Genomic DNA, 25,678 nt, shown 5'->3' on the forward strand with positions numbered 1-25,678 from the left:
TTATGGAATTGAAGCACTTAATCATTGCTGCTATAGTCGCGAACGCCGCCAAAAGCGGCCTGGACAGAGGACTAGCGGCAAACTGCCGGCCCTGACCATCGCAATTCATCAGGACGCGAGGCCGTCCTACGGGGCTTTCGCCACCCTGGAAGGCTCGAGATTGTAACAAGCGCAGGTGACATGAGGCCTGAAGCGAGTGCAAAAAGCAGAGTGATTACTCGCCTTTTGCGCCGATATTTACGGCCAGTTCACAAAGTGCAGTCAGTCTGGAGCCAGACCACGGCGAATGCTTCGGAAACAACGCCTGTTACGAGCTGAGTGAGAGCACAATCGCCCACACCCGGTCTTGTTTAGCCATGAGCGTGGACTCCCCATTGGAGAACACGGTAAATGCCAACCCGCTGCGGATTCTGCGCGCGGCAGCACCCGAATTATCAGGGATACGTGTAGGGTGGAGATGCACAACCGTCGGACTGTGTAGCACTAGGCTTATATTTAGACGCTTCATCTCGTCCACAGTCGCCGGTTGATTCCTCCTCCTGACTGAGTGCTTAAGTCACCACAGCAAGCAGGAAGCGTACGTCGCGATACCGCCCATTTTGGCGGGTATTGCTGGACACTGGAGTGGCCAACCACTCTTGACGCACCTGACACCGACCGTGAGAAGTCGTGTGTGCCGAACGCCGTTTCCGGCAGCCCGGAAACCGACGGTACAACATGAAAAGAATGCTGATTAACGCAACTCAACCCGAAGAGTTGCGTGTTGCACTGGTAGACGGCCAACGCCTCTACGACCTGGACATCGAGTCCGGTGCACGCGAGCAAAAGAAGGCCAACATCTATAAAGGCCGGATTACTCGCATCGAACCAAGCCTTGAGGCTGCCTTTGTCGATTTCGGCTCCGAGCGCCATGGCTTCCTGCCCCTCAAAGAAATCTCCCGCGAATACTTCAAGAAATCCCCTGAAGGCCGCGTGAACATCAAGGACGTCCTGAGCGAAGGCCAGGAAGTCATTGTTCAGGTAGAAAAAGAAGAACGTGGCAACAAGGGCGCCGCCCTGACCACCTTCATCAGCCTGGCTGGCCGCTATCTGGTCCTGATGCCGAACAACCCGCGTGCCGGCGGTATCTCCCGTCGCATCGAAGGCGAAGAGCGCAACGAACTGCGTGAAGCGCTGAACGGCTTGATCGCTCCGGCCGACATGGGCCTGATCGTGCGCACTGCCGGCCTGGGCCGCAGCAGCGAAGAAATGCAGTGGGACCTCGACTACCTGCTGCAGCTGTGGACCGCTATCAAGGAAGCGTCCCTGGATCGTTCCGCGCCATTCCTGATCTACCAGGAAAGCAACGTGATCATCCGCGCCATCCGCGATTACCTGCGCCAGGACATCGGCGAAGTGCTGATCGACAGCGTCGAAGCCCAGGACGAAGCCCTGACCTTCATCCGCCAGGTGATGCCGCAGTACGCCAGCAAGATCAAGCTGTACGAAGACAGCGTTCCGCTGTTCAACCGTTTCCAGATCGAAAGCCAGATCGAAACCGCTTTCCAGCGCGTCGTCGAACTGCCTTCCGGCGGCTCCATCGTGATCGACCCGACCGAAGCCCTGGTGTCCATCGACATCAACTCGGCGCGTGCCACCAAGGGTAGCGACATCGAAGAAACCGCCCTGCAGACCAACCTGGAAGCGGCTGAAGAAATCGCCCGCCAGCTGCGCCTGCGTGACATCGGCGGCCTGATCGTGATCGACTTCATCGACATGACCCCAGCCAAGAACCAGCGCGCCGTGGAAGAGAAAGTCCGCGAATGCCTGGAAGCTGACCGTGCCCGCGTACAGGTCGGCCGCATTTCGCGCTTCGGCCTGCTGGAAATGTCCCGTCAGCGCCTGCGTCCATCCCTGGGTGAAAGCAGCGGCATCGTCTGCCCGCGTTGCAACGGCACCGGCATCATCCGTGACGTTGAATCGCTGTCGCTGGCGATCCTGCGCCTGATCGAAGAAGAAGCCCTGAAAGACCGCACTGCCGAAGTGCGCGCCCAGGTGCCGATCCCGGTCGCTGCGTTCCTGCTCAACGAAAAACGCAACTCGATCACCAAGATCGAACTGCGCACCCGTGCCCGCATCGTCATCCTGCCGAACGATCACCTCGAGACACCGCACTTCGAAGTTCAGCGCCTGCGTGATGACAGCCCGGAAGCCCACGTCAACCAGTCCAGCTACGAAATCGCTGCTGCCGCTGCCGAAGTGGAAGAAGTCCAGCCAGCCGCTGCGACCCGCACCCTGGTTCGCCAGGAAGCCGCCGTCAAGACCGCGCCAGCCCGTGCCAACGCACCGGTTCCGGTCGAAGCTGCCGCGCCGGTTGCCGCACCAGCTGCCCTGCCTGAGCCAAGCCTGTTCAAAGGCCTGGTGAAGTCGCTGGTCAGCCTGTTCGCCACCAAGGAAGAGCCAGTGGCTCCAGTTGTGGTCGAGAAGCCTGTGACTGAACGCCCTGCACGCAATGAAGAGCGTCGCAACGGTCGCCAGCAGAGCCGCAATCGCAACGGTCGCCGTGACGAAGAGCGCAAGCCTCGTGAAGAACGTGCACCCCGCGAAGAACGCGCCCCACGTGAAGAGCGCCAACCGCGCGAAGCCCGTGAAGAAACACCAACCGTAGCCCGTGAAGAGCGTGCACCACGCGAAGAACGTGCACCGCGTGCTCCACGCGCTCCACGTGAAGACCGCAAGCCACGTGGCGAGCGTGAAGAACGCGTGCGTGAATTGCGCGAGCCGCTGGATGCCGCTCCAGCCGTAGCCGCTGCTGCTGCCACTACTGCCACTGCTGAAGAGCGTCCAGCTCGTCAGCCGCGTGAAGAACGTGCGCCACGCCCTCCTCGTGAAGAGCGTCAACCACGTGCCGAGCAAGCGGCTCCCGCCGGTGAAGAAGAAGAGCTGCTGTCCAACGAAGACCAGCAACAGGAAGACGGCCAGGACAACGCCGAAGGCGATCGTCCACGCCGCCGCTCCCGTGGCCAGCGTCGTCGCAGCAACCGTCGTGAGCGTCAACGTGATGCCAACGGCAACGAAATCGAAGGTTCGGAAGAGACCGGCGAAGCCAACGCAGCCGCTACCGGCGAACCGACTGGCGCCGAACTGGCTGCCGGCCTGGCCGTTACCGCGGCTGTCGCCAGCTCGGTCATCAGCGCACCTGCTGAAGCCCAGGCCAACGAGCAAGCTGAAGCAGCCACCGCTGCCATCCAGGAAACCCCTGCTGTAGAGACGCCAGCCGTCGAAGCACCTGTGGTTGAAGCGACGACGCCAGTCGAAGCCCCGGTTGTTCCGGAAGTGGAAGTAGCGCCAGCTCGTCAAGTTCGTGAAGTTCGCGAACCTAAGCCTGAAGCTGAAGTGGTTGCCGAGCCTGCCGCTGTTGTTGAACAACAGCCCGTGGTTGAAGCCGCCGTTGAAGCACCGGTTGCCGAGCCAACCCCTGAAGTGCGTGAAGTTCGCGAAGAACAGACCGCCTTCCAGTGGACTGCCGAACCTGCCCCAGTGGTCGAAGCGGTTGAAGCACCAGCGCCTGCTCCAGTGGTCGAAGAAGCTCCAGCGCCAGTCGCTGAAGTGGTCGTCGCCCCTGAACCTGTGGCCGTGGTTGCCGAGCGTGCTCCAGTGGTTGAAGCACCAGTGGTTGCCGAAGTGGCAGCCCCGGTGGTTGAAGCCGCTCCGGCCAGCGCCCTGACCGAAAATGGCCGTGCGCCGAACGACCCACGCGAAGTGCGTCGTCGTCGCAAGGAAGCTGAAGCGGCTGCCGCTGCTGCCAAGGCCGCTGCCGAAGCCGCTCCAGCCGTCGCTGAAGTTGCCGAGGCAGCCCCTGCTCCGGTCACCGAAGCCGTGGTTGAGCACAGTGCCCCTGCCATCGACGAGAACGTACGTTCCGTTGAAGAAGTGGTAGAGCACCACCCTAAGGCCCAGGAAGAAGAGCACGAGCCTAAACCCCTCGTCTGATTCCATCGGCCACTAAAAAGCCCCGCCTGAGTGATCAGGCGGGGCTTTTTTATGCCCGTTACATCAGTTAGCGGTAGTCCAACAACCCCGGCACATCGACGTCCCACAACACACCGGGATCATCGACTACGACTTCCTGCACCGAAGCCTTGGCAAATAACGGTTTTGCTCCGCGGTCTCCGGTCAGCGCGATCAAGGCCGGGCCGAATGAACGGCCAAACCCCACGGGGTGCCCGTACTGACCTGCATGCACCGGGGCGCTGATACCGTCTTCCTCCAGGCCTGCCATCACTTGCTCGATACTTGCCGGCAGGATAAACGGCATATCCCCCAACACCACCAGCCAACCAGCCGACGGCCCACTGGCCGCCACCGCTGCTGCGATGCTGTCACCCATGCCCGGCGAGCGCAAAAGCAATACTTCGCAACCGTGCACCTTAGCCAACCGAATCACTTCGGTGCGATCCGGTGACGTCACCAGCCAACGTCTCGTAGCCACAGGCGGCAAATTCACCAATACCTGCTCGATCACCGGCCGCGTGATGCCATCCCGGCCCACGCAGGGCGCCAGCAACTTGTCCTGATCGGCCCCCGCCACGGCCCGAAAACGACTGCCCTGCCCCGCCGCCAGGATGATTACGGCGATGCCCGTCAACTGACCGCTGCCTGCAACGGCTTTTTCTGCAGCAGATCGATCCCGTTCTTGATGGCGACGATTTCCGCCATCAACGACAAGGCGATTTCCGCCGGCGTATGGCTGCCGATATGCAGGCCAATCGGCCCATGCAGCCGCGCAATGGCGTCCGCACTGAGTCCCAGTGCCGCGAGGTTTTCCCGGCGCTTCTGGCTGTTGACCCGCGAACCCAGCGCGCCTATGTAGAACGCCCGGGAATTGAGGGCCGTCAGCAACGCCATGTCATCCAGGCGCGGGTCATGGGTGAGCGCGACAATGGCAGTGCGTTCATCGGTCTGGATATTCAACACCGCTTCATCCGGCATACCCGGCACAAAGCGCCCGTGCTGCTCCTCCCAGCCATAAACAAACTCCTGGCGCGGGTCGCAGATCAGCACTTCGAAATCCAGCAACCGAGCCATTTCCGCCACATAACGTGACAGCTGGCCCGCGCCGATCAGCAGCAGGCGCCAGCGAGGACCGTAGATCGCGCGCAAACGCTCGCCGTTGAAGCTGACCACATCGGTCTTGCTCGCACCGCTCAACACCACCTCGCCGGTGGCCAGGTCCAACTCACGGGCGACAATCTCGTGGGCCTCACAGCGCGCCAGCAGTTCAGCTACCCAACCCGGATCACTCACCCGCTCTTCGGTGAGACGCAGGGTGCCGCCACACGGCAGGCCAAAACGCGCCGCTTCGTCCCGGGTGACACCGTAGGTGACAAGCTGCACCGGCGGCCCGTCGTCAGGCAGCCGACCGTCCTGCAACCGGGCGATCAAGTCGTCCTCGATACAGCCGCCGGACACCGAGCCAATCACCACCCCGTCGCCGCGCAAGGCCAGCATCGCCCCCGGCGGACGCGGGGCGCTGCCCCAGGTCTGGACCACGCTGTACAGCACCACTCGCTGCCCGGCGAGGCGCCATTCCAGCACGCTGCGTAATACATTCAGATCAACACTGTCCATCAGGCTTTCGCCTCCCGCCAACCTTGCAACTGATTTTGATAAACAGCATCTATGGGTTGATCAAAAATATCGGTAGTCAGCTAAGTTAACTCACCGGCAATAAAAAAGCCCTGCAATGCAGGGCTTGGTGCGTCAAAAAACAAGCTTAGTTCAATAGCGATTCGGCTCCATTTCCAGCACCACCTTGAAGCGCTTTTCGATGTCCTGCTGGATACGCAGCGCGAGCCCGGCAATGTCCTGGCCGCTGGCCGCGCCGTAGTTCACCAATACCAGCGCCTGCAATCGATGCACGCCGGCATCGCCATCGCGAAAGCCTTTCCAGCCGGCCTTGTCGATCAGCCAGCCGGCGGCCAGTTTCATCTGCCCGTCGGCCTGGGGGTAAGCCACCAGGTCCGGGTATTGACGCTGCAACTCGGCAGCCAGTGCCTGGGACACCAGCGGGTTCTTGAAGAAACTCCCCGCATTGCCGAGCACCGCCGGGTCGGGCAGTTTCTCGCTACGAATGCTGCAAATCGCGCGGCTGACATCGCTGGGCGTGGCCTGCGCGATGCCTTGCTCGGTCAGGCGCTGTCGCACCGGCCCGTATTCAAGTTTCAGATGCACGGCGCGGCTCAGGGCAAAACGCACCCGCAGGATCAGCCAGCGCCCCACTTCGTGCTTGAACAGGCTGTCGCGGTAGGCAAAGTTGCACTCGGCCAGGCTGAAATCCCGCAGTTCGCCGGTCTGGCGATCAAGGGCGGTCAGGCCGCTGAATACATCCTTGATCTCTACACCGTAGGCGCCGATGTTCTGCATCGGTGCGGCGCCGACCGTGCCGGGAATCAGGCTGAGGTTTTCCAGGCCGGAAAAGCCCTGGGCCAGGGTCCACAGCACAAACGGATGCCAGGCTTCGCCCGCTTCGGCCTCAACCACGACCTGCACGCCATCGTCGTGCAACACCCGGATGCCCTGGCTGGCCATGCGCAGCACCAGTGCGTCAATATCCTGGGTCAACAGCAAGTTGCTGCCACCGCCAATCACCAGCAACGGCAGTTGTTGCTCGGCGGCACAGGCCAGGGCCTCACGCACGTCGGCGTCATTGTGGGCCTCGGCAAACAGCCGGGCACGCACGTCGATACCAAAGCTGTTGAACGGCTTGAGCGAAACCTGTGCCCGTACCTGCAAAGTCATAACCGGCCCTTCAATTCAATCACCAACAGGTCACAGGCGCGCTCGATCAGGTCGAGGACAGTTTCAAAGCCCTGGTCACCTTCGTAGTACGGGTCCGGCACTTCATCCACCACCGAGTCGTAGCGGCGCAGGAACAGGTCCAGGTCCGCCTTGCCCTGAGCCGGCTGCATGGCCTTGAGGTTGCGCAGGTTGCTCTGGTCCATGGCGAGGATCAGGTCGTAGCGGGAAAAGTCGGCACGCGACACCTGTTGTGCACGCTGGGCCGACAGGTCGTAGCCGCGTTGCAGCGCTGCACGCTGGCTGCGCTTGTCCGGTGGATTGCCGACGTGCCAATCACCGGTACCGGCAGAGGCCACTTCAACCTGATCGGCCAGGCCGGCTTCGCGCAATTTGTGGCGCAGAACGCCTTCGGCCGTGGGCGAACGGCAGATGTTGCCCAGGCAGACGAACAGAACCTGCATCAGGCCCCCAGCAGGCGACGGACGCGCTCGAGGTCTTCAGGGGTGTCGACGCCCGCCGGCGGCGCTTCCAGGGCATCGCCCACATGAATGCGCACGCCGTGCCACAGGGCACGCAGTTGTTCCAGGGATTCGGTATTTTCCAGCCAGCACGGGCCCCAGCTCACGAAGTCGTGCAGGAAACCGGCGCGGTAGGCGTAGATGCCGATGTGGCGACGGTACGGCACGCCAGCCGGCAGCACGTCAGGCTGTTTGGCGAACGCATCCCGCGCCCACGGCAAGGTGGAGCGGCTGAAGGTCAGCGCCAGGCCATTGATGTCGCTGACCACTTTCACCACGTTGGGGTTGAACAGGGTCTCGATGTCTTCAATCGGCTCGGCCAGGGTCGCCATGCGCGCTTCGCCATGGGCTGCCAGGTTGGCCGCCACCTGATCGATCACGCTGGGCGGAATCAACGGCTCGTCGCCTTGCACATTGACAACGATGGCGTCCGCCGCCAGGCCCAGCTTGGTGGCCACTTCGGCCAGGCGGTCGGTACCGGAGTTGTGGTCTTCACGGGTCAGCACCGCTTCGGCACCAAAGCCTTTGCAGGCCTCGATGATGCGCGGATCGTCGGTGGCCACCACTACCCTTTCGGCGCTGCTTTTGCAGGCCTGTTCCCACACCAGCTGGATCATCGGCTTGTTGCCGATCAGTTGCAGCGGCTTGCCGGGCAGGCGGGTGGAGGCGTAGCGGGACGGGATGACAACGGTGAAGGCGGTGGTCATTTATCCAGGCGCTCGTCGGTGGTCAGGGTGCGGGCTTCGCTTTCGAGCATTACCGGAATGCCATCACGAATCGGGTACGCCAGGCCGGCGCCCTTGCTGATCAGCTCGGTTTTGTCGGCGCTGAGCTTGAGCGGCCCCTTGCAGATCGGGCAAGCGAGGATATCGAGCAGTTTGGTGTCCATGAGTATGTCCTGGAGAGCAGCGTTTTAAGGCAAAAGGCGAGCGGGCAGCAAGCGCATCAACTGCGTGTCGAACCAGGCGATAAACGCCGGTGACGGTGCCGCGTCCACCGCAAGGTACCACCAGTCGGGCCTGGCAAAGGCGCGGCACTTCACCGCGTCCTTTTCAGTCATGACCAACGGCAGTGCCGGTGTGAAATTCAAGACCTCGGCGCTGTACGGCGCGTGGTCGGCAAAAGCATGGGGTATTGGGCGCCAGTGTAGCGTTTCAAGGGTATTGAAGAAACGTTGCGGGTTGCCGATGCCGGCCACCGCATGTACCTGCTGCCCCACCGGGAAGTGTTCGACGGGTTTACGCTCGCCGGTATGCAGGTTGACCAGCGCGGCAGGCAACAGACGGAAGGCAAAGCCGTCGTCACGGTCAGAACCTGCGCCGTTGTAAAGCAGCGCATCGACGCTCTGCAAACGCTCGACCGGCTCACGCAACGGCCCCGCCGGCAGGCAGCGACGGTTACCCAGCCCGCGGGCGGCGTCAATCAACACCAGTTCCAGGTCACGGGCCAGGCGGTAATGTTGCAGGCCGTCGTCGGAAAGGATCAGGTCGAGGGTTTCGCTGGCCAACAGCGCCTTCACGGCGCGGCTGCGGTCGGGGTCGATCATCAGCGGCACGCCGCTGCGCTGCACGATCAGCAAGGGTTCGTCCCCCGCCACCGCTGCGGCTTGATCGGCCTCTACGCGCCATGGAAACTGTGGCGGCTTGGCGCCATAACCGCGGCTGACCACACCGACGCGCAAACCACTGCGCTGGCAATGGTCGATCAGCCAGAGAATCATGGGCGTCTTGCCGGTGCCACCCACCGTGATATTGCCTACCACCACGACCGGCACCGGCGACTGATAGATCTCGCCCTCGCCCGCCAGGAACCGTGCGCGCTTGCGCTGCACCACCCGGCGATAGAGGGATTCCAGCGGCTGCAATAACGCAAGTGCAGGATGGCCTTCGTACCAGGCCTTGAGCAAACGATCAGTCATGGCCATCAGGGTTGGCTCGCCGCCTCGACGGTGGTCATGCGCAAATGGCTGAAGCCGAGCTTGCCGGCAGCGTCCATCGCCGTGATCACGGCCTGGTGCTTGGTGTTGCCATCGGCGCTGATGGACAGTGGCAAGTTAGTGTCGCCACCGGACTCCTTCTGCAGTGCTTCCATCAGGCTGGCCAGGTCGTTTTTCTCCAGCAACTGGTTATTCACCGAGAACACGCCATCGGCGCTGATGGCGATGTCCAGTTGCTTGGCCTGCTGGTCTTCCGCCGGCGAACCGCTGACGGCTTCCGGCAGGTCGACGCGCAGCTGGGTTTCCCGGGTAAAGGTGGTGGTGACGACAAAAAACAGCAGCAGGATAAACACCACGTCGATCAACGACGCCAGGTTGATATCGACGTTTTCCCGTTGCTTGCGACGAAATTTCACGCGTTGCCCTCAACCAGGTCCACGTCACGGTCGCCCTGTACCACTTCCACCAGCTTGATGGCTTCCTGCTCCATGCCCACCACCAGTTCGTCGATGCGCCGTTGCAGGAAACGGTGGAAGAACACCGAAGGAATACCGACCATCAGGCCCGCCGCCGTGGTGATCAATGCCTTGGAAATACCACCGGCCAGCACTGCGGCGTTGGTGGTCATGCCCGACCCCATGAATGAGCTGAAAATATCGATCATGCCCAGTACCGTACCGAGCAGGCCGAGCAACGGTGCCATGGCGGCGATGGTGCCCAGGGCATTGATGTAGCGCTCCAGCTCATGGATGACCCGGGCGGCGGCCTCTTCGATGCACTCCTTCATGATCTCGCGACCGTGCTTGGAGTTGGCGAGGCCGGCGGCGAGGATTTCACCCAGGGGCGAGTTGGCGCGCAGTTCCTTGAGCTTTGTCTTGTCGAGCTGCTTGTTCTTGATCCAGCCCCAGACCTGGCCCAGCAGGTGGTCAGGCGTTACACGGCTGGCACGCAGGGTCCATAGGCGTTCGGCGATGATGCCGAGTGCGGCGATGGAACTCAAAATGATCGGCAACATCATCCAGCCGCCGGATTTGACCAATTCCCACACAGTGAATGTCCCCTCGAAAAAGTGCGCCACTTTACCATAAGGGTCCGGTGGAAGGGCTGGCCTGCCCCAGAGCATCCTGACGCAGGGGCCGGTCTTTGGTAACGCTGTTTTGCGGCGGGCGCTCGCGCCAGAAACGCCGCTGGCTGCGCGCGGCCAGCGGCGGCTGGAACGTGCCCAGTTGCAGGCGGAGTGCGCCTTGCTCGGCACTGTCATAAATCGCGCTGCCCATGGCCTGGTAACGCTCCAGCACCTGTGGATGCGGGTGGCCAAACCCATTGCTGCGCCCCCGGGAAATCAACACGGCCTTGGGTGCCAGGCGCTGTAGAAAGGCCCATGACGACGAGCTGCGGCTGCCGTGGTGCGGCGCTTGCAGCCAATCGACAGGAGCGCCCATGGGAGTGGCCAGCAATGCCCGCTCGGCGTCATGGTCAATATCCCCGGTCAGCAACAAGCGCTCGCCATTGGCCTGCACCCGCAACACGCAGGACATCTGGTTACCGTCCGTCGCATCAGGCCATTGCCATAGCTCGAACCTCACGCCGTCCCACTCCCACTGCTCGCCGCTGACACACGCCTGGGTACCGAGCGAGGCCGGCAGCCGTGCCGTCTCACCGCCCACCACACGCTTGACCGGCAACCCATGGGCGACGGCCAACGCGCCGCCGGCATGATCGGCATCGGCATGACTGAGCAGCATCACGTCCAGCTCTGCGACCCCCAGCTTGCGCAACGCAGGCAATACGACACGCGCGCCAAGATCGAACTCACCGGAGCGCGGCCCGGCGTCATACAGCAGTACATGGTTGCGGGTACGCAGGATGATCGCCAACCCCTGGCCGACGTCCAGTTGCACCACCTCGACCAGCCCATGAGGTATCGACTCCCGCGGCGGAAACACCGCCAGCAGCAACATCGGCCAACCCAGCAGCCGAAACGGGACGCCCTTGGGCAGCAATAACAGCACCGCCCCCAGCAGGCTCACCAGCCAATAGCCAATGGGCACTTGCGCCGGTATCCAGGCCGGCAAGTACTGCGCCAGCAGCGCCAGTGCCTTGAACAGCCCGTCCAGCGTGCCGCCCGCCAGCCATAACAACCCCTCTCCTATATAAGGCAGCGGCAATAACACCGTACCCAGTAAGGCCAGGGGCAGCACCACCAGGCTGATCCACGGCACCGCAACTAGGTTGGCCAGCGGCCCGCTCAGGCTGATGGGCAGGCCGAGCACCAGCAGCAGCGGAAACAGGCCGATGGCAATCATCCATTGGGCGCGGGTCCAGGCTTGCCACAAGGGCCAGGGGCCCAATCGGCCACTGAACGCCAAAATCAGCACCGCAACAGCCGCAAAAGACAACCAGAACCCCGGCTGCAGGCTGGCCAGCGGTTCGAGGATCAGCACCGCGTCCAGCGCCAGCAACAGCGGCCACCAGATTCCCAGGTGACGAAACCGCAGGCGCCACAGCAACACCAGGCCCACCATCACGCAGGCCCGTTGCACCGGCACCTCGAAACCTGCCAGCAGGCCGTAGCCCAGCGCTGCAGCAAACGCCAGGCCGCAGGCCCAGGGCAGCCACGGCAAAGGTTTCGGCCAACCCCCGTAGCGCGCAAGACCGGCGACCAGGCCATAGATCAACCCCGCCAGCAGGCCGATGTGCTGCCCGGATATCACCAGTAAATGCACGGTGCCAGTGGCTTGCAGGACCCGCCAATCCTCGGCGGCCAACCCGGAACCATCGCCGAGCACCAGCGCCGCCAGGCCCGCCTCTCGCCCCTGGGCATCCACTGCCAGCAGCCGCTGGCGAATCCCGTCGCGCCAGGCATGTCGTGCCGGTGCCAGCAGTTGGCCGTCCTTGACCGAGCCGGTGGCGCCAATCCGCTGGGCCAGCAGCCAGGCTTCATAGTCAAAGCCATCGGCATTGAGCAATCCGGAAGGACGCTTGAGAGTCACCGCCAGTCGCCAGCGCTCACCGCTCTTAACCGGTGGGCCGCCGCGCCAGGACACGCGAATGCGCTTGGGAAGCAGGTCCTTGCGTGACCGGCTGTCGGTCAGTTCGAAGCGCACACCGTCGCCCATCTGCTGCGGTAACCCGCTGACACGCCCTTCCACCCAGCGGGTCTGGCCATCCAGATGCGGGGCCAACCGGTCATCCAGCGCCCACTGCGCGCTGAGGCATGCCCAGCCCAGGCCAAGCAGGAAAAACCCCAGCGGATAGGTACGAAAAGGCAACAACATCAGGGCCAGCACCGGCATCAGCAACAGCCAGCCGCCGGACGGCAACGCGGGTAAAAAACGCAAGGCGAGCAGCCCCAGCGCGAGTGCGAACATCCCTGTTCTCATGGGTCTTTCCTTGAAAGCGACCCATTGAGTCTTAGCCGGGCTAGCGGTGTGGCCTATTATTATTTGTCACAAAGTCTGAATTTCACGTTCGTGGAATGCGGGCATACTTGCCCCTCGAACTGACCTGGACCCCTTATGCCACGGCGCTTATTCAAACGGTACATGCCCGATCCGACCAGCATTCGGGAACACAAGTCCTTACGCTTTCTCGGCAAGTTGCTGCATGACCCGAATCTCTGGCACCTCAATCGGCACTCGGTCGCGCGGGCCATGGCCGTTGGCCTGTTCGCGGCATTCATCCCCATTCCCTTGCAGATGCTGCTGGCAGCGGTCCTCGCCATCAGCGTGCGCGGCAACATGCCGATTGCCGTGAGCCTGGTCTGGCTGACCAACCCGATTACCATGCCGCCGGTGTTTTTCTGCACCTACATGACCGGGGCCTGGCTGATGAATGTGCCACCCCGCAGCATGCCCGACGAGCTGACCTGGGAATGGATCAGCGGGCAGTTATCGACGCTGTGGCAACCGTTCCTGCTGGGCTCGGTAGTACTGGGGCTGGTGATGGCGGTGCTGGGTTATTGCCTGACCATGGGCTATTGGCGCTGGTGGGTGGCCCGCCAGTGGAAAAAACGCAAACAGCGCAGGTTGTAACCGTTAGCGCGCCAGCAAGCGCATGTGCACACGTAAACCCTGGCCGGTATTTTCCGCCCACAGGCTGCCGTCCTGACGCTGCACGGCGTTGCGCGCAATACTCAAGCCCAGGCCAAAGCCGCCGTCGCCGGGCCTTGAGCCGTCCAGTCGGGTGAATGGCGCAAAGATTCGCTCCAACTCCACCTCATCGATCCCGCCGCCCTGGTCTTCCAGCCACAAGTGCCAGTGATCCCCCTCACGCTGCCCGCCCAATTGCACCGTTCCGTCTTGCGCAGAGTGCCGGATGGCATTGCGCAGGATGTTCTCCAATGCCTGGGCCAGCAGGTTCAGATGACCGCGCACCCAGCAGTCGGCCCCCAGCTCGCACTGCAAGCGTGAAGCCGGCCAGCCACTTTCAAAACAGGCGTTTTCCCGGAGCATGTCCCACAGCGCCTGCACCTGGATGTCTTCCTTGGGCAACGGCGCGCGTTCGGTGTCGAGCCAGGCCAGTTGCAGGGTGTCGTCCACCAGGCGCTGCATGCCGTCGATTTCCCTCCCCAGGCGCTCGCGCAGCTGGGTCAGGTCCTGCTCGCTGTCACTGGCCACACGCAGGCGGCTCAACGGTGTGCGCAACTCATGGGACAAATCCCGCAGCAGTTGCTGTTGCAGGGCCACGGTGCCTTGCAGGCGTTCAGACATCTGGTCAAACGCGCGGCCCAATTCCCCCAGTTCATCCTGGCGGCTGGTGGTGTCGCGGGAAAGCCGGGTGCCCAGTTGATCGGCACGCCAGGCGTTGGCCTGCTCTCGCAGGTGGTTGAGAGGCATGATCAACAGCCGGTAGAGGCCGATGCACAGCAGCAGGGTGAACAGGCCGGGAATCACGCCATTGGTGACGATCCGCCAGAACAGCTGGTTTTGCCCGGGCATGAAACGCCGCGGCAACTCGATCACCAGGGAGCCCGCACCCGGGTCGAGCGGGAACGGGATTTTCAACCACGGCAGGCCCTTGGCATGCCGGCTGACGGGCCAGTCCAGGCCGCGCAGGAAGGTCAGGCGCTGGCTCTCCTTGTCCGTCAGTGGGTAGCTGCTCAGGGATTGCAGGTCGTTGCCGATGACCCCCACCCAGGTGCGCTCGCGCTGGCCCAGGGTGTGCAACCATTCGTCCACACCGGCGTTGCCGCCCTTGTTCCAGGCCAGTTCCGCGCCAGCGGCATAACCGCTCAGGGTGGCGCGGGCCTCGCTGGACAGAAAGGCATTCTGCTCTTCCATATACCGGCCCCATGACCAACTGAGCCAGATCATCAGCAAGCAGAACGCGATCAGCAGGCAGGCCAGTTTCCAGAATAACGAATGCTTGCCCGGCAGCCGTTTGAACGCGGCTTTAAAGCCCGTCATCGTGACCGCTCAACACATAGCCCTTGCCCCACACCGTGCGCACTTCCCGCTCGCTGTAGCCGACAGCCTTGAGCTTGCGACGAATCTGGCTGATGTGCATGTCCAGGCTGCGGTCATGGGGCGCATAGCCGCGCTGGAACACATGCTGGTAGAGGAAGGCTTTGCTGAGGACTTCTTCGGCGTTGCGGTGCAGGGTTTCCAACAGGCGATATTCGCTGCGGGTCAGGCCGGCCCACTGCTCCCGGTGAAACACATCACACAGCTCGTCATCGAAACGCAGGCTGCGGGCATCGCCGCGCACCGCCGCCAGGGCCGGCAAAGGCCGCCGGTCCAGGGCGACCCGGCGCAGGATCGCTTCGATGCGCACCCGCAACTCGGCCATGCTGAACGGCTTGGGCAGGTAATCGTCGGCCCCCAGGCGAAAACCGCTGATGCGATCGGCTTCGGCCCCCAGGGCCGACATCAGGATCACCGGCATCGAATGGCTCTGGCGCAAATGCGTGAGCACCGACAACCCGTCCATGCCCGGCAGCAGGATGTCCATCAACACCACGTCGAAGCGCTGATCGCGGGCCATTTGCAGGCCCTGCTGGCCATTCTGGCACCAGGTCACCTGGAAGCCACAGAGGCCCAATTGCTCATGGACATAGGCGCCAAGCACAGGATCGTCTTCAATCGCCAGGATACTGGGTAAGCCAAGTGCTGCGGGATTCATTAGCGTCTGCAAGTCATTCTCAATGACTGATTATTCAAGATTGCCCCCCCATGAGCAACCGCCGCCGGGCGTCCGGCGGCCCAAGGTTTGCCTCAGGTCATTAATTTTGCAAGATTCCCCGCCGCGCAAATGGCTACACTGCGCAGGTGGCGCGGGCCGGATGCCTGCGTGGAATTCGACAACAGTGTGGTAGCAGGAGAGTGGCGTGCTTAAAAGAATGGGGATAAAAGGCCGCGTACTGTTGCTGACCTTATTGCCTACCAGCCTGATGGCGTTGCTGCTGGGCGGGTACTTCACCTGGATGCAGCTTTCGGAGTTGCAGTCGCAGTTGCTGCAACGCGGCGAGATGATCGCCGAGCAACTGGCGCCGCTGGTGGCCCCGGCCCTCGGCACCAGGAACACCGACCTGCTGGAACGCATCGCCACCCAGTCCCTGGAACAAACCGATGTGCGCGCCGTGTCGTTCCTCGGGCCCGACCGCACGCCCCTGGCCCACGCCGGGCCGACCATGCTCAACCAGCCGCCCATCGGCAACAGTTCGCACCTGTTGCAGCGCACCGGCAATGACGCCACCCGTTATCTGCTGCCGGTGTTCGGCCGCCATCGCAACCTCGCCGGTGAACTGATCCCGGATGAATCCGACCGCCTGCTGGGCTGGGTCGAGCTGGAACTGTCCCACAACGGCATGTTGCTGCGTGGCTACCGCAGCCTGTTCGCGAGCCTGCTGCTGATCGCCATCGGCCTGATCTGTACCGCTGCCCTCGCCTTGCGCATCAGCCGTACGATCAACTCACCGATCGGCCTGATCAAACAGGCCGTCGCGCAACTCAAGGACGGCAATCTGGAAACCCGCTTGCCACCCCTGGGTAGCCAGGAGCTGGATCACCTGGCCTCGGGCATCAACCGCATGGCCGAGACCCTGCAAAACGCCCAGGAAGAATTGCAACACAGCATCGACCAGGCCACCGAAGACGTGCGGCAAAACCTCGAAACCATCGAGATCCAGAACATCGAGTTGGACCTGGCCCGCAAGGAAGCCCTGGAAGCCAGCCGCATCAAGTCGGAGTTTCTGGCCAACATGAGCCATGAGATCCGCACGCCGTTGAACGGCATCCTTGGTTTCACCCATTTGTTGCAGAAAAGCGAACTGTCACCGCGCCAACTGGATTACCTGGGCACCATCGAAAAATCCGCCGACAACCTGCTGGGCATCATCAACGAAATCCTCGACTTCTCGAAAATCGAGGCCGGCAAGCTGGTGCTCGACAGCATCCCGTTCAACCTGCGGGACTTGCTGCAAGACACCCTGACCATCCTCGCCCCGGCCGCCCACGCCAAACAGCTGGAGCTGGTGAGCCTGGTCTACCGCGACACGCCGCTCGCCTTGGTGGGTGACCCGCTGCGGCTCAAGCAGATCCTCACGAACCTGGTGAGCAACGCGATCAAGTTCACCCGCGAAGGCACCATCGTTGCCCGCGCCATGATTGAAGACGAACAGGAAGACAGCGTACAACTGCGCATCAGCGTGCAGGACACCGGCATCGGCCTGTCGAACCAGGATGTGCGGGCGCTGTTCCAGGCGTTCAGCCAGGCGGACAATTCGCTGTCACGCCAACCCGGCGGTACCGGCCTTGGGCTGGTGATTTCCAAGCGCCTGATCGAACAGATGGGCGGTGAGATTGGCGTCGACAGCACGCCCGGAGAAGGCTCGGAATTCTGGATCAGCCTGAACCTGCCGAAAACCCGTGACGATATCGAAGACCTGCCCTCCGCGCCGCTGCTGGGCCGGCGCGTGGCGGTGCTGGAAAACCACGAGCTGGCGCGCCAGGCCCTGCAACATCAGCTGGAAGACTGCGGCCTGGAAGTCACCCCGTTCAACAGCCTGGAAAGCCTGACCAACGGCATCACCAGCGCCCACCAGACCGAACAGGCGATTGACCTGGCCGTGCTGGGCATCACCGCCAACGACATTCCGCCGGAGCGTTTGAACCAACACCTGTGGGACCTCGAACACCTGGGCTGCAAGGTACTGGTGTTGTGCCCGACCACCGAACAGCTGCTGTTCAACCCCTCGGTGCCCAACCCCAACAGCCAGTTGCAGGCCAAGCCCGCGTGCACCCGCAAACTGCGTCGCGCCCTGGCCGACCTGATCAGCCCGCGCCCGCTGCGCAGCGAACCCGGCGAGCCCCTGTCCAGCCGCGCGCCGCGGGTGCTGTGTGTCGACGACAACCCGGCCAACCTGCTGCTGGTGCAAACCCTGCTGGAAGACATGGGCGCCAAGGTCCAGGCGGTGGAAAGCGGTTACTCGGCCATCGAGGCAGTGAAGCAGGAAGCCTTCGACCTGGTGCTGATGGACGTGCAGATGCCGGGGATGGACGGTCGCCAGAGCACCGAGGCAATCCGCACGTGGGAAAGCGAACGCCATGGCACACCGCTGCCCATCGTCGCGCTGACGGCCCATGCGATGGCCAACGAAAAACGCGCCCTGCTGCAAAGCGGCATGGATGATTACCTGACCAAACCCATCAGCGAACGGCAACTGGCCCAGGTGGTGTTGAAATGGACCGGGCTGGCCCTGCGCAACCAGGGCCCGGAACGCGGCACCGAAAGTTTCGGGCATGCCACGCAATTGCCGGTGCTGGACCATGAAGAAGGTTTGCGCCTGGCGGCCGGCAAGGCGGATCTGGCGGCAGACATGCTCGCGATGCTGCTGGCCTCGCTGGAAGCGGACCGTGAAGCGATTCGCGTCGCCCGTGACGCCAATGACCGCAACGCCCTGATCGAACGGGTGCACCGCCTGCACGGCGCCACCCGGTATTGCGGCGTGCCGCAACTGCGTGCGGCCTGCCAACGGGCCGAGACCCTGCTCAAGCAGGACGACGCCAAGGCCATGCCGGCCCTGGATGAACTGGACATGGCGATTGCCCGGCTGGCCAGCGAGGCGCGGGTCAGCGCGTAAACTTTCGGGGCAATGTGACGAGGGAGGCTTGCTGTGGCGAGGGAGCTTCCTCACCACAGACAAGCCCCCTCGCCACAAAAGCAGCTTTCCATCATCAAGAAGGAATATTTGATGCGCATCATCCTCTTCAGCAGCCAGACCTACGACCGCGACAGCTTTCTCGCCCAACCGCTGCCCGAAGGCATGCAGTTGCAATTCCAGCCGGCCCGGCTGAACCTCGACACCGTGGCCCTGGCCGAACACCACGAAGTGGTCTGCGCCTTTATCAACGATGACCTCAGCGCTCCGGTGCTGGAGCAGTTGGCCAGCGGCGGCACCCGCCTGATCGCCCTGCGTTCCGCCGGTTACAACCATGTCGACCTGCCCGCCGCCAAGCGCCTGGGCCTGACCATCGTGCGGGTGCCGGCCTACTCGCCCCATGCGGTGGCCGAACATGCGGTCGCGTTGATCCTGGCCCTCAATCGCCGCCTGCACCGCGCCTACAACCGCACCCGCGACGGTGACTTCAGCCTGCACGGCCTGACCGGGTTCGACCTGGTGGGCAAGACCGTCGGCGTGGTCGGCACCGGGCAGATCGGCGCCACATTCGCCAAGATCATGGCCGGGTTCGGCTGCCGGCTGCTGGCGTACGATCCCTACCCCAATCCGCAGGTCGAAGCCCTTGGCGCCCGGTATGTGAGCCTGCCGCAGTTGCTGGGCGAGTCACAGGTCATCAGCCTGCATTGCCCGCTGACGGCGGACAGCAAACACCTGATCAACGCCCAAAGCCTCGCCCATATGCAGCCCGGCGCGATGCTCATCAACACCGGGCGCGGCGGCCTGGTGGACACCCCGGCGCTGATCGACGCACTCAAGGACGGCCAGCTCGGCTATCTGGGGCTGGATGTGTATGAAGAAGAGGCCCAGCTGTTTTTCGAAGACCGCTCGGACCTGCCCCTGCAAGACGACGTATTGGCGCGCCTGCTGACCTTCCCCAATGTGATCATCACCGCGCATCAGGCCTTCCTGACCCGCGAGGCGCTGGGGGCGATTGCCGACACCACCCTGGCCAACATCGCGGCGTGGGCTGGCGGGCAGGCGCAAAACCTCGTCGAAGGATGATCAGCGGTCACATAGCCGCGCCATGATGGGTAGCGGCGCATGATAGGATGCCGCGCCTATTTGGAGGATCCATGGCCGAACACGATTTCCGCTTCAGCTTGCTGAGCCCGCAACACACCCTGATCGAATGCCGCGCCCTGGTGCCGGGCCGTTATCAAGTCACCGGCAACGGTGGCTCGATCAAGAACGGCGACGTTCTGATCGTCACCCTGCGCGGCAGCAAAACCCTGTCGATGCGCCTGACCGTCGAAGGCGATGCGCGCTACTCCATCCGCCCGGCGGGCCAGTGGGTCGCCATGGCCCAGGGGCCGAAATTCGGCGAACTGGAGATTCACACCTGGAAGGTCAACTGCGACAGCTGCGACAACGTGCTGGAGTTTGAATTCGCGGTGGAAACCAAGCTGACCAAGGAACCGCTGCAACCGGCCGCCACTGCACGGGTTACCGAGTTGGGCTGGGCCACCCTGGGTGACAAGCACCGCTGCCCGAAATGCCAGCAGGCCGCGCAATGAAAGCCCTGCTGATGCTGGCCGTGCTGGGTGCAGGCCTTGCGGGCTGCGCCAGCGACGAGGTCAAGCTCAAGCAGGATCACAGCTACGTGGTGGAATGGATCGGTGAGCGGCCGCTGATGGATTACGCCCACCTGACCGTGACCCTCGGCGCCGATGGCCGGGCCTACGGCAATGGTGGCTGCAACCATTGGTTTGCGCCCTACACCCTGGACGGCGACAAGCTGAGCTTCGGCAAGGTCGGCAGCACCCGCAAACTCTGCGCCGAAGCGCTGATGGAGCAGGAGCACCGCTTCTTCCAGGCCCTGCAGGGCGTGCAGCGCTGGGACATTTCGCCGATCGAACAGACCCGCTTCTGGCCGGCGGATGGCAAGCCGTTGCGGTTGTGGCTGGAAGAAGGCTGATCTGTAAGGCGCAGCAGGTCTAAATGTGGGAGCGGGCTTGCTCGCGAAAGCGGTGGATCAGTCGATGTATCCGGTGACTGTCACACCGCATTCGCGAGCAAGCCCGCTCCCACATTTTTTATCCGCGCAACGCCTTGAGCTTGGCCAACACCCCTTCCGCCGTCTGCTCACCCATCAGTTGCTCGCGCACCTTGCCCTTGTCATCGATGATGTAGGTCACCGGCAGGGCTTCACTGCGGGGAATGTCGAAGATCCCGTCCGGGTTCTGCGCCAGTACGGTGAACTTGATGCCCAGCTTCTCGCTGGCGCTCTTGAGCTCTTCACCCTGGACGTTGTCGAAATTTACCCCGAACACCCCCACCGACTGGCCCTTGAGCTGTTCGGCCAAGGCGTTGAGTTCCGGGATTTCGGTACGGCAAGGGCCACACCATTCGGCCCAGTAGTTAACCACCAGCCATTGCTTGTCCAGGCGCTCGGCGGCCACTTTCTGACCATATTGGTCAACGCCATAATCATTGCCACAGCCGCTGAGCAGCAGTGTGCCGATGATTGCCAATGCGCCTAACAGTCGCCTCGTCATGGGGTAATCCTTCGTAAAAATGAACGTTGGCTGCGGCCTATCGCCTCTCATGGTTTAAGGACGCGGCGCAGCGCGGGTAGAATACCCGCCACCTTACGCAAGATGCGACCCGCACATGACCGATCTGACGCTTTATCACAACCCGCGCTGCTCGAAATCCCGCGGTGCGCTCGAACTGCTGGAAGCCCGTGGCCTCACACCGACGGTGGTGCGCTACCTGGAAACCCCGCTCGACGCCGCGCAATTGCAGGCCCTGCTGGGCAAGCTGAACATCAGCGCGCGGCAACTGCTGCGTACCGGCGAGGACGAATATAAAACCCTCAACCTGGCTGACACCAGCCTCAGCGAAGCACAGTTGATCGCTGCCATCGCCGCTCATCCGAAACTGATGGAGCGTCCGATCCTCGCCACCGCCGACAAGGCCGTGATCGGCCGCCCACCGGAGAACATCCTGGAGCTGGTTTCGTGAGTGCGCCGTATGTGCTGGTGTTGTATTACAGCCGCAACGGTTCAGTCAGCGAAATGGCCCGGCAGATTGCCCGGGGCATCGAGCAAGCCGGGCTTGAGGCGCGGCTGCGCACCGTGCCGGCCATCTCCAGTGAATGCGAGGCCGTGGCGCCGGACATTCCGGTCGACGGCCCGCTGTACTGCAGCCTCGACGACCTGAAGAACTGCGCAGGCCTGGCGCTGGGCAGCCCGACCCGTTTCGGCAACATGGCCGCGCCGCTCAAGTACTTTCTCGACGGCACCAGCAACCTGTGGCTGACCGGCGCCCTGGTCGGCAAGCCGGCGGGTGTGTTCACCTCCACCGCCAGCCTGCACGGCGGCCAGGAGACCACGCTGATGTCGATGCTGCTGCCGCTGCTGCACCACGGCATGCTGATCACCGGACTGCCCTACAGTGAACAGGCGCTGCTCGACACCAAGGGCGGCGGTACGCCTTATGGCGCCAGCCACCATTCCGGTGCCGACGGCAAGCGTGCGCTGGATCAACACGAGATCGCCCTGTGCCGCGCCCTCGGCCTGCGCCTGGCGAAGACCGCTGCGCTGCTGGAGAACGGCCGTGGCCAGGAAGCCTAAGGTACTGCCGCCCCAGGCATGGCTGGAGCCACGGGTCAAGGCGATGCGGGCGTTGAGCCTGCTGGCGTTCCTGGGATTGGTGGGGCTGCTGTGTGCCTACTACCTGGCGTTCGCCGATCTGCATGGCGCGCGGCCGTGGGTGATTCTGCTGATCGAGTTGGTGCCGCTGCTGTTGCTGGCGCCGGGGATGATCCTGGGCAGCGCGCGCGGGCATTCATGGATGTGCTTTGTGGTGAACCTGTATTTCATCAAGGGCGCGCTGGCGGCCTATGACCCGAATCGGCAGTGGTTTGGTGTGCTCGAGATGCTGGCGAGCCTGGCGGTGTTCTGCACGGCGTTGATGTATGTGCGGTACCGGCATCAGCTAAATCGGCGGTTGGCGGGGGAAGGATTGCCTGTCTGATGCTTTTGTAGTGCCTGACCTGCCGCTATCGCAGGCAAGCCAGCTCCCACAGAGGAATGCATTCCAAGTGTGGGAGCTGGCTTGCCTGCGATGGCATCAACCCGGTATCAATGATTCACGGTGTAAGCCAGCATCATCGACAACTGGCACATCGGCCGCCCGCTCTCGGCATGCCACTGGTTGAATGCGCCCTGCACCGTGGCCAGGTCCCGCAGGCTGGTGGGCACCTTGTCGACGATCTTCTGCGCATTCAGCGCCGCCACCACGTCATAGCTCGGCACGAACGTGTCCTTGCCCACCATCCGTAAAAAGCGTGGCGCCGACAGCCCGCCCAACTGGTGGCCGTGCTTGCTCAGGTACTTCCACAGGCCGACGATATCGGTCACCGGCCAGTCGGCAATAAACCCGCCGAAGCTGCCTTTTTCCTTCTCGATATCCAGAATCATCTGCGCATTGCGCGGCACGCTCTTGAGCTTGCCCAGGTGACGGATGATGCGCGTGTCCTGCATCAGCCGCTCCAGGTGCTCGGCGCCCATGAGTACGACTTTTTCCGGGTCAAACCCAAAGAACACCTGCTCGAAGGCCGGCCACTTGGCGTCCACCACGCTGTGCTTCAGGCCGGCACGAAACACCCGCAGCGACAGGGTCGACAGGTAGCGGTCATCGCTGATCTTGCGCAGTTTCGCCGGGGTCAGGGGCACAGGCAGGTGGGCTTCCAGCTCGGCCGCCGAACCAAACCGGTTCAGACAATATTCGTGCAGCCACTTGTAATCGCGCATGCCCTCTCCTAAGGATTGAAATGAAAACGGCGCCCAGGAGCGCCGTCTGTCAGAGCGGTGAAAACACTCAGAGGTTCACTACGTTGACGAAGCGCGACGCCGCACTTTCGTCGATACGCAGGCTGGTGAAGTCGAACAGGTTACGGTCGGCCAACTGCGACGGCTGCACGTTCTGCAAGCTGCGGAAGATGCTGTCGACGCGGCCCGGGGTCTTGCGGTCCCAATCCTGGAGCATGTCCTTGACCACCTGGCGCTGCAGGTTTTCCTGGGAGCCGCAGAGGTTGCACGGGATGATCGGGAATTGCTTGAGGTCGGAGTAGGCCTGGATGTCCTTCTCATGGCAGTACGCCAGTGGGCGGATCACCACGTTGCGCCCGTCATCGGCCCGCAGCTTGGGCGGCATGGCCTTGAGGCTGCCGTTGAAGAACATGTTGAGGAAGAAGGTTTCGACGATGTCATCGCGGTGATGACCGAGGGCCATCTTGGTCGCGCCGATTTCGTCGGCAAACGTATAGAGCGTGCCACGGCGCAGGCGCGAGCACAGCGAGCAGGTGGTCTTGCCTTCCGGGACCAGCTCCTTGACCACCGAATAGGTGTCTTTCTCGACGATGTGGTACTCGATCCCCAATTCCTTGAGGTAGGCCGGCAGTACATGCTCGGGAAAACCCGGCTGCTTCTGGTCCATGTTCACGGCAACGATGTCGAACTTGATCGGCGCGACCTTTTGCAGGTGCATCAGCACGTCGAGCATGGTGTAGCTGTCCTTGCCGCCGGACAGGCAGACCATGACCTTGTCGCCCTCTTCGATCATATTGAAATCGGCGACTGCCTCGCCGGCCAGGCGACGCAGGCGTTTTTGCAGTTTGTTCTGGTTGACCGTAAGAGTGCCCATGGCGCTTGGATCCGCGAAAGGTGTGTGACGAAAAGCCGGGTATTTTACCGGGATGGACGACCGAGTTCCAATGTGGGAGCGGGCTTGCTCGCGAACGCGAAGTGTCATTCGCCAGGTGTTTAGCTGACCCACCGCATTCGCGAGCAAGCCCGCTCCCACAGTTGACCGCATTCCAATCAACAGACCCCGCCGCGATTAAGCCCAATGTTTACAGCGCAATTTGCTCTAAAGCCCCACACTTTTTCCGGTCATCACTTCCTATACTGCGACATAAGGTCGCACATATATCCAGACCTTTCAGGCCTATTGGCCCGTGGGCGCTCCGCTGGGGGGCGATGGTAATAACGACAGGAGTGACTGGCATGATCCATCACGTCGTGGGACTTTTCACCCACCCCGATCAGGAATGGCGGGAAATTCGTGGCGATAAAGAAGAAAGCATCGGCCACATGTACCTCACCCACACGCTGATTCTCGCGGCCATCCCCGCTGTCTCAGCCTTTATCGGTACCACTCAGGTGGGTTGGGTTATCGGCAGCCGCGCCCCGGTGATGCTGACGGTGGAAAGCGCGTTGTGGATGACCCTCATGTCCTACGCGGCGATGCTCGGCGGCGTGGCGGTGATGGGCGCGTTCATTCACTGGATGGCCCGCACCTATGACGCCAACCCCAGCATGGCGCGCTGCGTGGCGTTTGCCACCTACACCGCGACACCGCTGTTTATCGGCGGGCTGGCGGCGCTGTACCCGCATATGTGGCTGGGCATGGTGGTGGGCACGGCGGCCATTTGCTACACGGTGTATCTGCTGTACGTGGGGCTGCCGACCTTCATGAACATCCACCCGGACGAGGGCTTCCTGTTTTCCAGCTCGGTACTGGCGGTAGGCCTGGTGGTGCTGGTGGCGATCATGGCCTTTACCGTGATCGTCTGGGGGCTGGGCGTAGGCCCGATCTACACCAACTGACGCGGTTTACCCGCAGGAAAAGCCACCGCAAGGTGGCTTTGTGCGTTATGCATGACCATTCGGCGCCTGACAGATTCGGATACACCCTTGTTTGCGGCATACTGGACGTCTCTGGAGATATGTACAGCATGCCCGAGCAACTCAATACCCGCGTCGAAGATTGTTTCCTGCAAGCCGAATCCTTTTTCAAACGAAGCTTCAAACGCCCCCAGGTCAGCCTCAAGCTGCGGGGCCAGAAGGCCGGTGTCGCGCATTTGCACGAGAACCTGCTGCGCTTCAACCCGCAGCTCTACCGTGAAAACAGCCAACACTTCCTTAAACAGACAGTCGCCCATGAAGTGGCCCACCTGATTGCCCACCAATTGTTCGGCGAGCGCATCCAGCCCCATGGCGAGGAATGGCAGTTGATCATGCGTGGGGTTTACGAACTGCCGCCGGACCGCTGCCACACCTATGAAATCCAGCGGCGGCGCGTCACGCGGTATATCTACCGCTGTCCGTGTGCCGACAGTGACTTCCCGTTTTCGCCCCAGCGTCACGGGTTGGTGGCCCAGGGGCGGCGGTATTTGTGCCGCAGGTGTCGGCAGACTTTGGTGTTTACCGGGGAAACCCGCGTCGAGTGAGGTTTGTGGTGCTTGTATGGCCCTCT

26 protein-coding genes are annotated in these 25,678 nt (G+C 62.6%); 11 read left to right on the top strand and 15 right to left on the bottom strand.

Features of this window, described 5'->3' with window-relative positions; all coding sequences use genetic code 11:
• Positions 1–717: 717 nt before the first annotated feature.
• A complete protein-coding gene (rne, locus tag C0058_RS24200) occupies positions 718–3,972 on the top strand; it encodes a ribonuclease E (protein ID WP_218274254.1) in 3,255 nt (1,084 codons plus the stop codon).
• Positions 3,973–4,039: 67 nt separating this feature from the next.
• Here rne and C0058_RS24205 read toward each other — a convergent pair whose 3' ends face one another.
• The 10 genes from C0058_RS24205 to C0058_RS24250 form a co-directional block, all read right to left on the bottom strand.
• Positions 4,040–4,627: a nucleotidyltransferase family protein gene (locus C0058_RS24205; protein WP_102369706.1), complete on the bottom strand. Its 588-nt coding sequence runs from the start codon at positions 4,625–4,627 to the stop codon at positions 4,040–4,042.
• The gene (locus C0058_RS24210) at positions 4,624–5,610 is read right to left on the bottom strand and encodes an XdhC family protein (protein WP_008434978.1); all 987 of its coding nucleotides are present in this window, start codon (positions 5,608–5,610) and stop codon (positions 4,624–4,626) included. Before C0058_RS24210 ends, C0058_RS24205 begins: the two co-directional genes overlap by 4 nt.
• 150 nt (positions 5,611–5,760) lie before the next feature.
• Entirely contained in the window at positions 5,761–6,780 is a 1,020-nt protein-coding gene (gene murB, locus C0058_RS24215; protein WP_004371335.1) for a UDP-N-acetylmuramate dehydrogenase, read from the bottom strand.
• Positions 6,777–7,241 carry a low molecular weight protein-tyrosine-phosphatase gene (locus C0058_RS24220; RefSeq protein WP_004371338.1) on the bottom strand — a complete coding sequence of 155 codons (465 nt, stop codon included), beginning with the start codon at positions 7,239–7,241 and terminating at the stop codon, positions 6,777–6,779. Before C0058_RS24220 ends, murB begins: the two co-directional genes overlap by 4 nt.
• Positions 7,241–8,005 carry a 3-deoxy-manno-octulosonate cytidylyltransferase gene (gene kdsB / locus C0058_RS24225; RefSeq protein WP_008434982.1) on the bottom strand — a complete coding sequence of 255 codons (765 nt, stop codon included), beginning with the start codon at positions 8,003–8,005 and terminating at the stop codon, positions 7,241–7,243. The genes C0058_RS24220 and kdsB overlap by 1 nt, the downstream gene beginning before the upstream one ends.
• A complete protein-coding gene (locus tag C0058_RS24230) occupies positions 8,002–8,187 on the bottom strand; it encodes a Trm112 family protein (RefSeq protein WP_003174668.1) in 186 nt (61 codons plus the stop codon). Before C0058_RS24230 ends, kdsB begins: the two co-directional genes overlap by 4 nt.
• 24 nt (positions 8,188–8,211) lie before the next feature.
• Positions 8,212–9,222 (bottom strand): tetraacyldisaccharide 4'-kinase, encoded by a 1,011-nt coding sequence (gene lpxK, locus C0058_RS24235; protein ID WP_102369707.1) that lies wholly within the window; start codon positions 9,220–9,222, stop codon positions 8,212–8,214.
• The gene (locus C0058_RS24240; RefSeq protein WP_004371361.1) at positions 9,222–9,650 is read right to left on the bottom strand and encodes a biopolymer transporter ExbD; all 429 of its coding nucleotides are present in this window, start codon (positions 9,648–9,650) and stop codon (positions 9,222–9,224) included. The genes lpxK and C0058_RS24240 overlap by 1 nt, the downstream gene beginning before the upstream one ends.
• Positions 9,647–10,282, bottom strand: coding sequence for a MotA/TolQ/ExbB proton channel family protein (locus C0058_RS24245; RefSeq protein WP_004371363.1), 636 nt, complete (start codon positions 10,280–10,282; stop codon positions 9,647–9,649). The genes C0058_RS24240 and C0058_RS24245 overlap by 4 nt, the downstream gene beginning before the upstream one ends.
• Positions 10,283–10,313: 31 nt before the next feature.
• On the bottom strand, positions 10,314–12,605 hold the full coding sequence (locus C0058_RS24250; protein ID WP_102369708.1) for a DNA internalization-related competence protein ComEC/Rec2: 2,292 nt from the start codon (positions 12,603–12,605) through the stop codon (positions 10,314–10,316).
• Positions 12,606–12,752: 147 nt separating this feature from the next.
• Here C0058_RS24250 and C0058_RS24255 point away from each other — a divergent pair, with 147 nt between their 5' ends.
• On the top strand, positions 12,753–13,268 hold the full coding sequence (locus C0058_RS24255) for a DUF2062 domain-containing protein (RefSeq protein ID WP_004371367.1): 516 nt from the start codon (positions 12,753–12,755) through the stop codon (positions 13,266–13,268).
• A gap of 3 nt (positions 13,269–13,271) precedes the next feature.
• On the opposite strand, the gene C0058_RS24260 is transcribed toward C0058_RS24255, so the two are convergent.
• A complete protein-coding gene (locus C0058_RS24260) occupies positions 13,272–14,642 on the bottom strand; it encodes a sensor histidine kinase (RefSeq protein ID WP_008434990.1) in 1,371 nt (456 codons plus the stop codon).
• A complete protein-coding gene (locus C0058_RS24265; protein ID WP_004371371.1) occupies positions 14,629–15,357 on the bottom strand; it encodes a response regulator transcription factor in 729 nt (242 codons plus the stop codon). Before C0058_RS24265 ends, C0058_RS24260 begins: the two co-directional genes overlap by 14 nt.
• A 205-nt stretch (positions 15,358–15,562) precedes the next feature.
• On the opposite strand from C0058_RS24265, the gene C0058_RS24270 reads away from it, so the two are divergent.
• The 4 genes from C0058_RS24270 (at position 15,563) to C0058_RS24285 (ending at position 20,330) form a co-directional block, all read left to right on the top strand.
• Positions 15,563–18,316: a response regulator gene (locus tag C0058_RS24270; protein ID WP_102369709.1), complete on the top strand. Its 2,754-nt coding sequence runs from the start codon at positions 15,563–15,565 to the stop codon at positions 18,314–18,316.
• A gap of 111 nt (positions 18,317–18,427) precedes the next feature.
• Positions 18,428–19,417: a 2-hydroxyacid dehydrogenase gene (locus C0058_RS24275; RefSeq protein WP_102369710.1), complete on the top strand. Its 990-nt coding sequence runs from the start codon at positions 18,428–18,430 to the stop codon at positions 19,415–19,417.
• Positions 19,418–19,488: 71 nt separating this feature from the next.
• A complete protein-coding gene (locus C0058_RS24280; protein ID WP_004371378.1) occupies positions 19,489–19,929 on the top strand; it encodes a hypothetical protein in 441 nt (146 codons plus the stop codon).
• Complete coding sequence (locus C0058_RS24285; protein ID WP_004371380.1) at positions 19,926–20,330, top strand: META domain-containing protein; 405 nt, start codon at positions 19,926–19,928, stop codon at positions 20,328–20,330. Before C0058_RS24280 ends, C0058_RS24285 begins: the two co-directional genes overlap by 4 nt.
• Before the next feature lie 118 nt (positions 20,331–20,448).
• On the opposite strand, the gene C0058_RS24290 is transcribed toward C0058_RS24285, so the two are convergent.
• Positions 20,449–20,910: a TlpA disulfide reductase family protein gene (locus C0058_RS24290; RefSeq protein ID WP_004371382.1), complete on the bottom strand. Its 462-nt coding sequence runs from the start codon at positions 20,908–20,910 to the stop codon at positions 20,449–20,451.
• 115 nt (positions 20,911–21,025) lie between these two features.
• Between C0058_RS24290 and arsC the strand changes: the two genes are divergently transcribed.
• Genes arsC through C0058_RS24305 form a run of 3 tightly spaced genes read left to right on the top strand, consistent with a single transcriptional unit; the run spans position 21,026 to position 22,393 of the window.
• Entirely contained in the window at positions 21,026–21,379 is a 354-nt protein-coding gene (gene arsC / locus C0058_RS24295) for an arsenate reductase (glutaredoxin) (protein WP_004371385.1), read from the top strand.
• Positions 21,376–21,990, top strand: a complete 615-nt coding sequence (gene wrbA, locus C0058_RS24300) for an NAD(P)H:quinone oxidoreductase (RefSeq protein ID WP_004371390.1) — start codon at positions 21,376–21,378, stop codon at positions 21,988–21,990. The genes arsC and wrbA overlap by 4 nt, the downstream gene beginning before the upstream one ends.
• Positions 21,974–22,393 (top strand): DUF2069 domain-containing protein, encoded by a 420-nt coding sequence (locus C0058_RS24305; RefSeq protein ID WP_102369711.1) that lies wholly within the window; start codon positions 21,974–21,976, stop codon positions 22,391–22,393. Before wrbA ends, C0058_RS24305 begins: the two co-directional genes overlap by 17 nt.
• Positions 22,394–22,500: 107 nt before the next feature.
• Here C0058_RS24305 and C0058_RS24310 read toward each other — a convergent pair whose 3' ends face one another.
• A complete protein-coding gene (locus tag C0058_RS24310; protein WP_004371396.1) occupies positions 22,501–23,172 on the bottom strand; it encodes a DNA-3-methyladenine glycosylase I in 672 nt (223 codons plus the stop codon).
• 67 nt (positions 23,173–23,239) lie between these two features.
• Complete coding sequence (ttcA, locus tag C0058_RS24315) at positions 23,240–24,064, bottom strand: tRNA 2-thiocytidine(32) synthetase TtcA (protein WP_008435321.1); 825 nt, start codon at positions 24,062–24,064, stop codon at positions 23,240–23,242.
• A gap of 362 nt (positions 24,065–24,426) precedes the next feature.
• Here ttcA and C0058_RS24320 point away from each other — a divergent pair, with 362 nt between their 5' ends.
• Positions 24,427–25,029 carry a Yip1 family protein gene (locus C0058_RS24320; RefSeq protein ID WP_004371402.1) on the top strand — a complete coding sequence of 201 codons (603 nt, stop codon included), beginning with the start codon at positions 24,427–24,429 and terminating at the stop codon, positions 25,027–25,029.
• A gap of 128 nt (positions 25,030–25,157) precedes the next feature.
• Entirely contained in the window at positions 25,158–25,652 is a 495-nt protein-coding gene (locus tag C0058_RS24325; protein ID WP_102370295.1) for a SprT family zinc-dependent metalloprotease, read from the top strand.
• Positions 25,653–25,678: the final 26 nt, after the last annotated feature.

The sequence above is a fragment of the Pseudomonas sp. NC02 genome, from assembly GCF_002874965.1.
Classification (GTDB): domain Bacteria; phylum Pseudomonadota; class Gammaproteobacteria; order Pseudomonadales; family Pseudomonadaceae; genus Aquipseudomonas.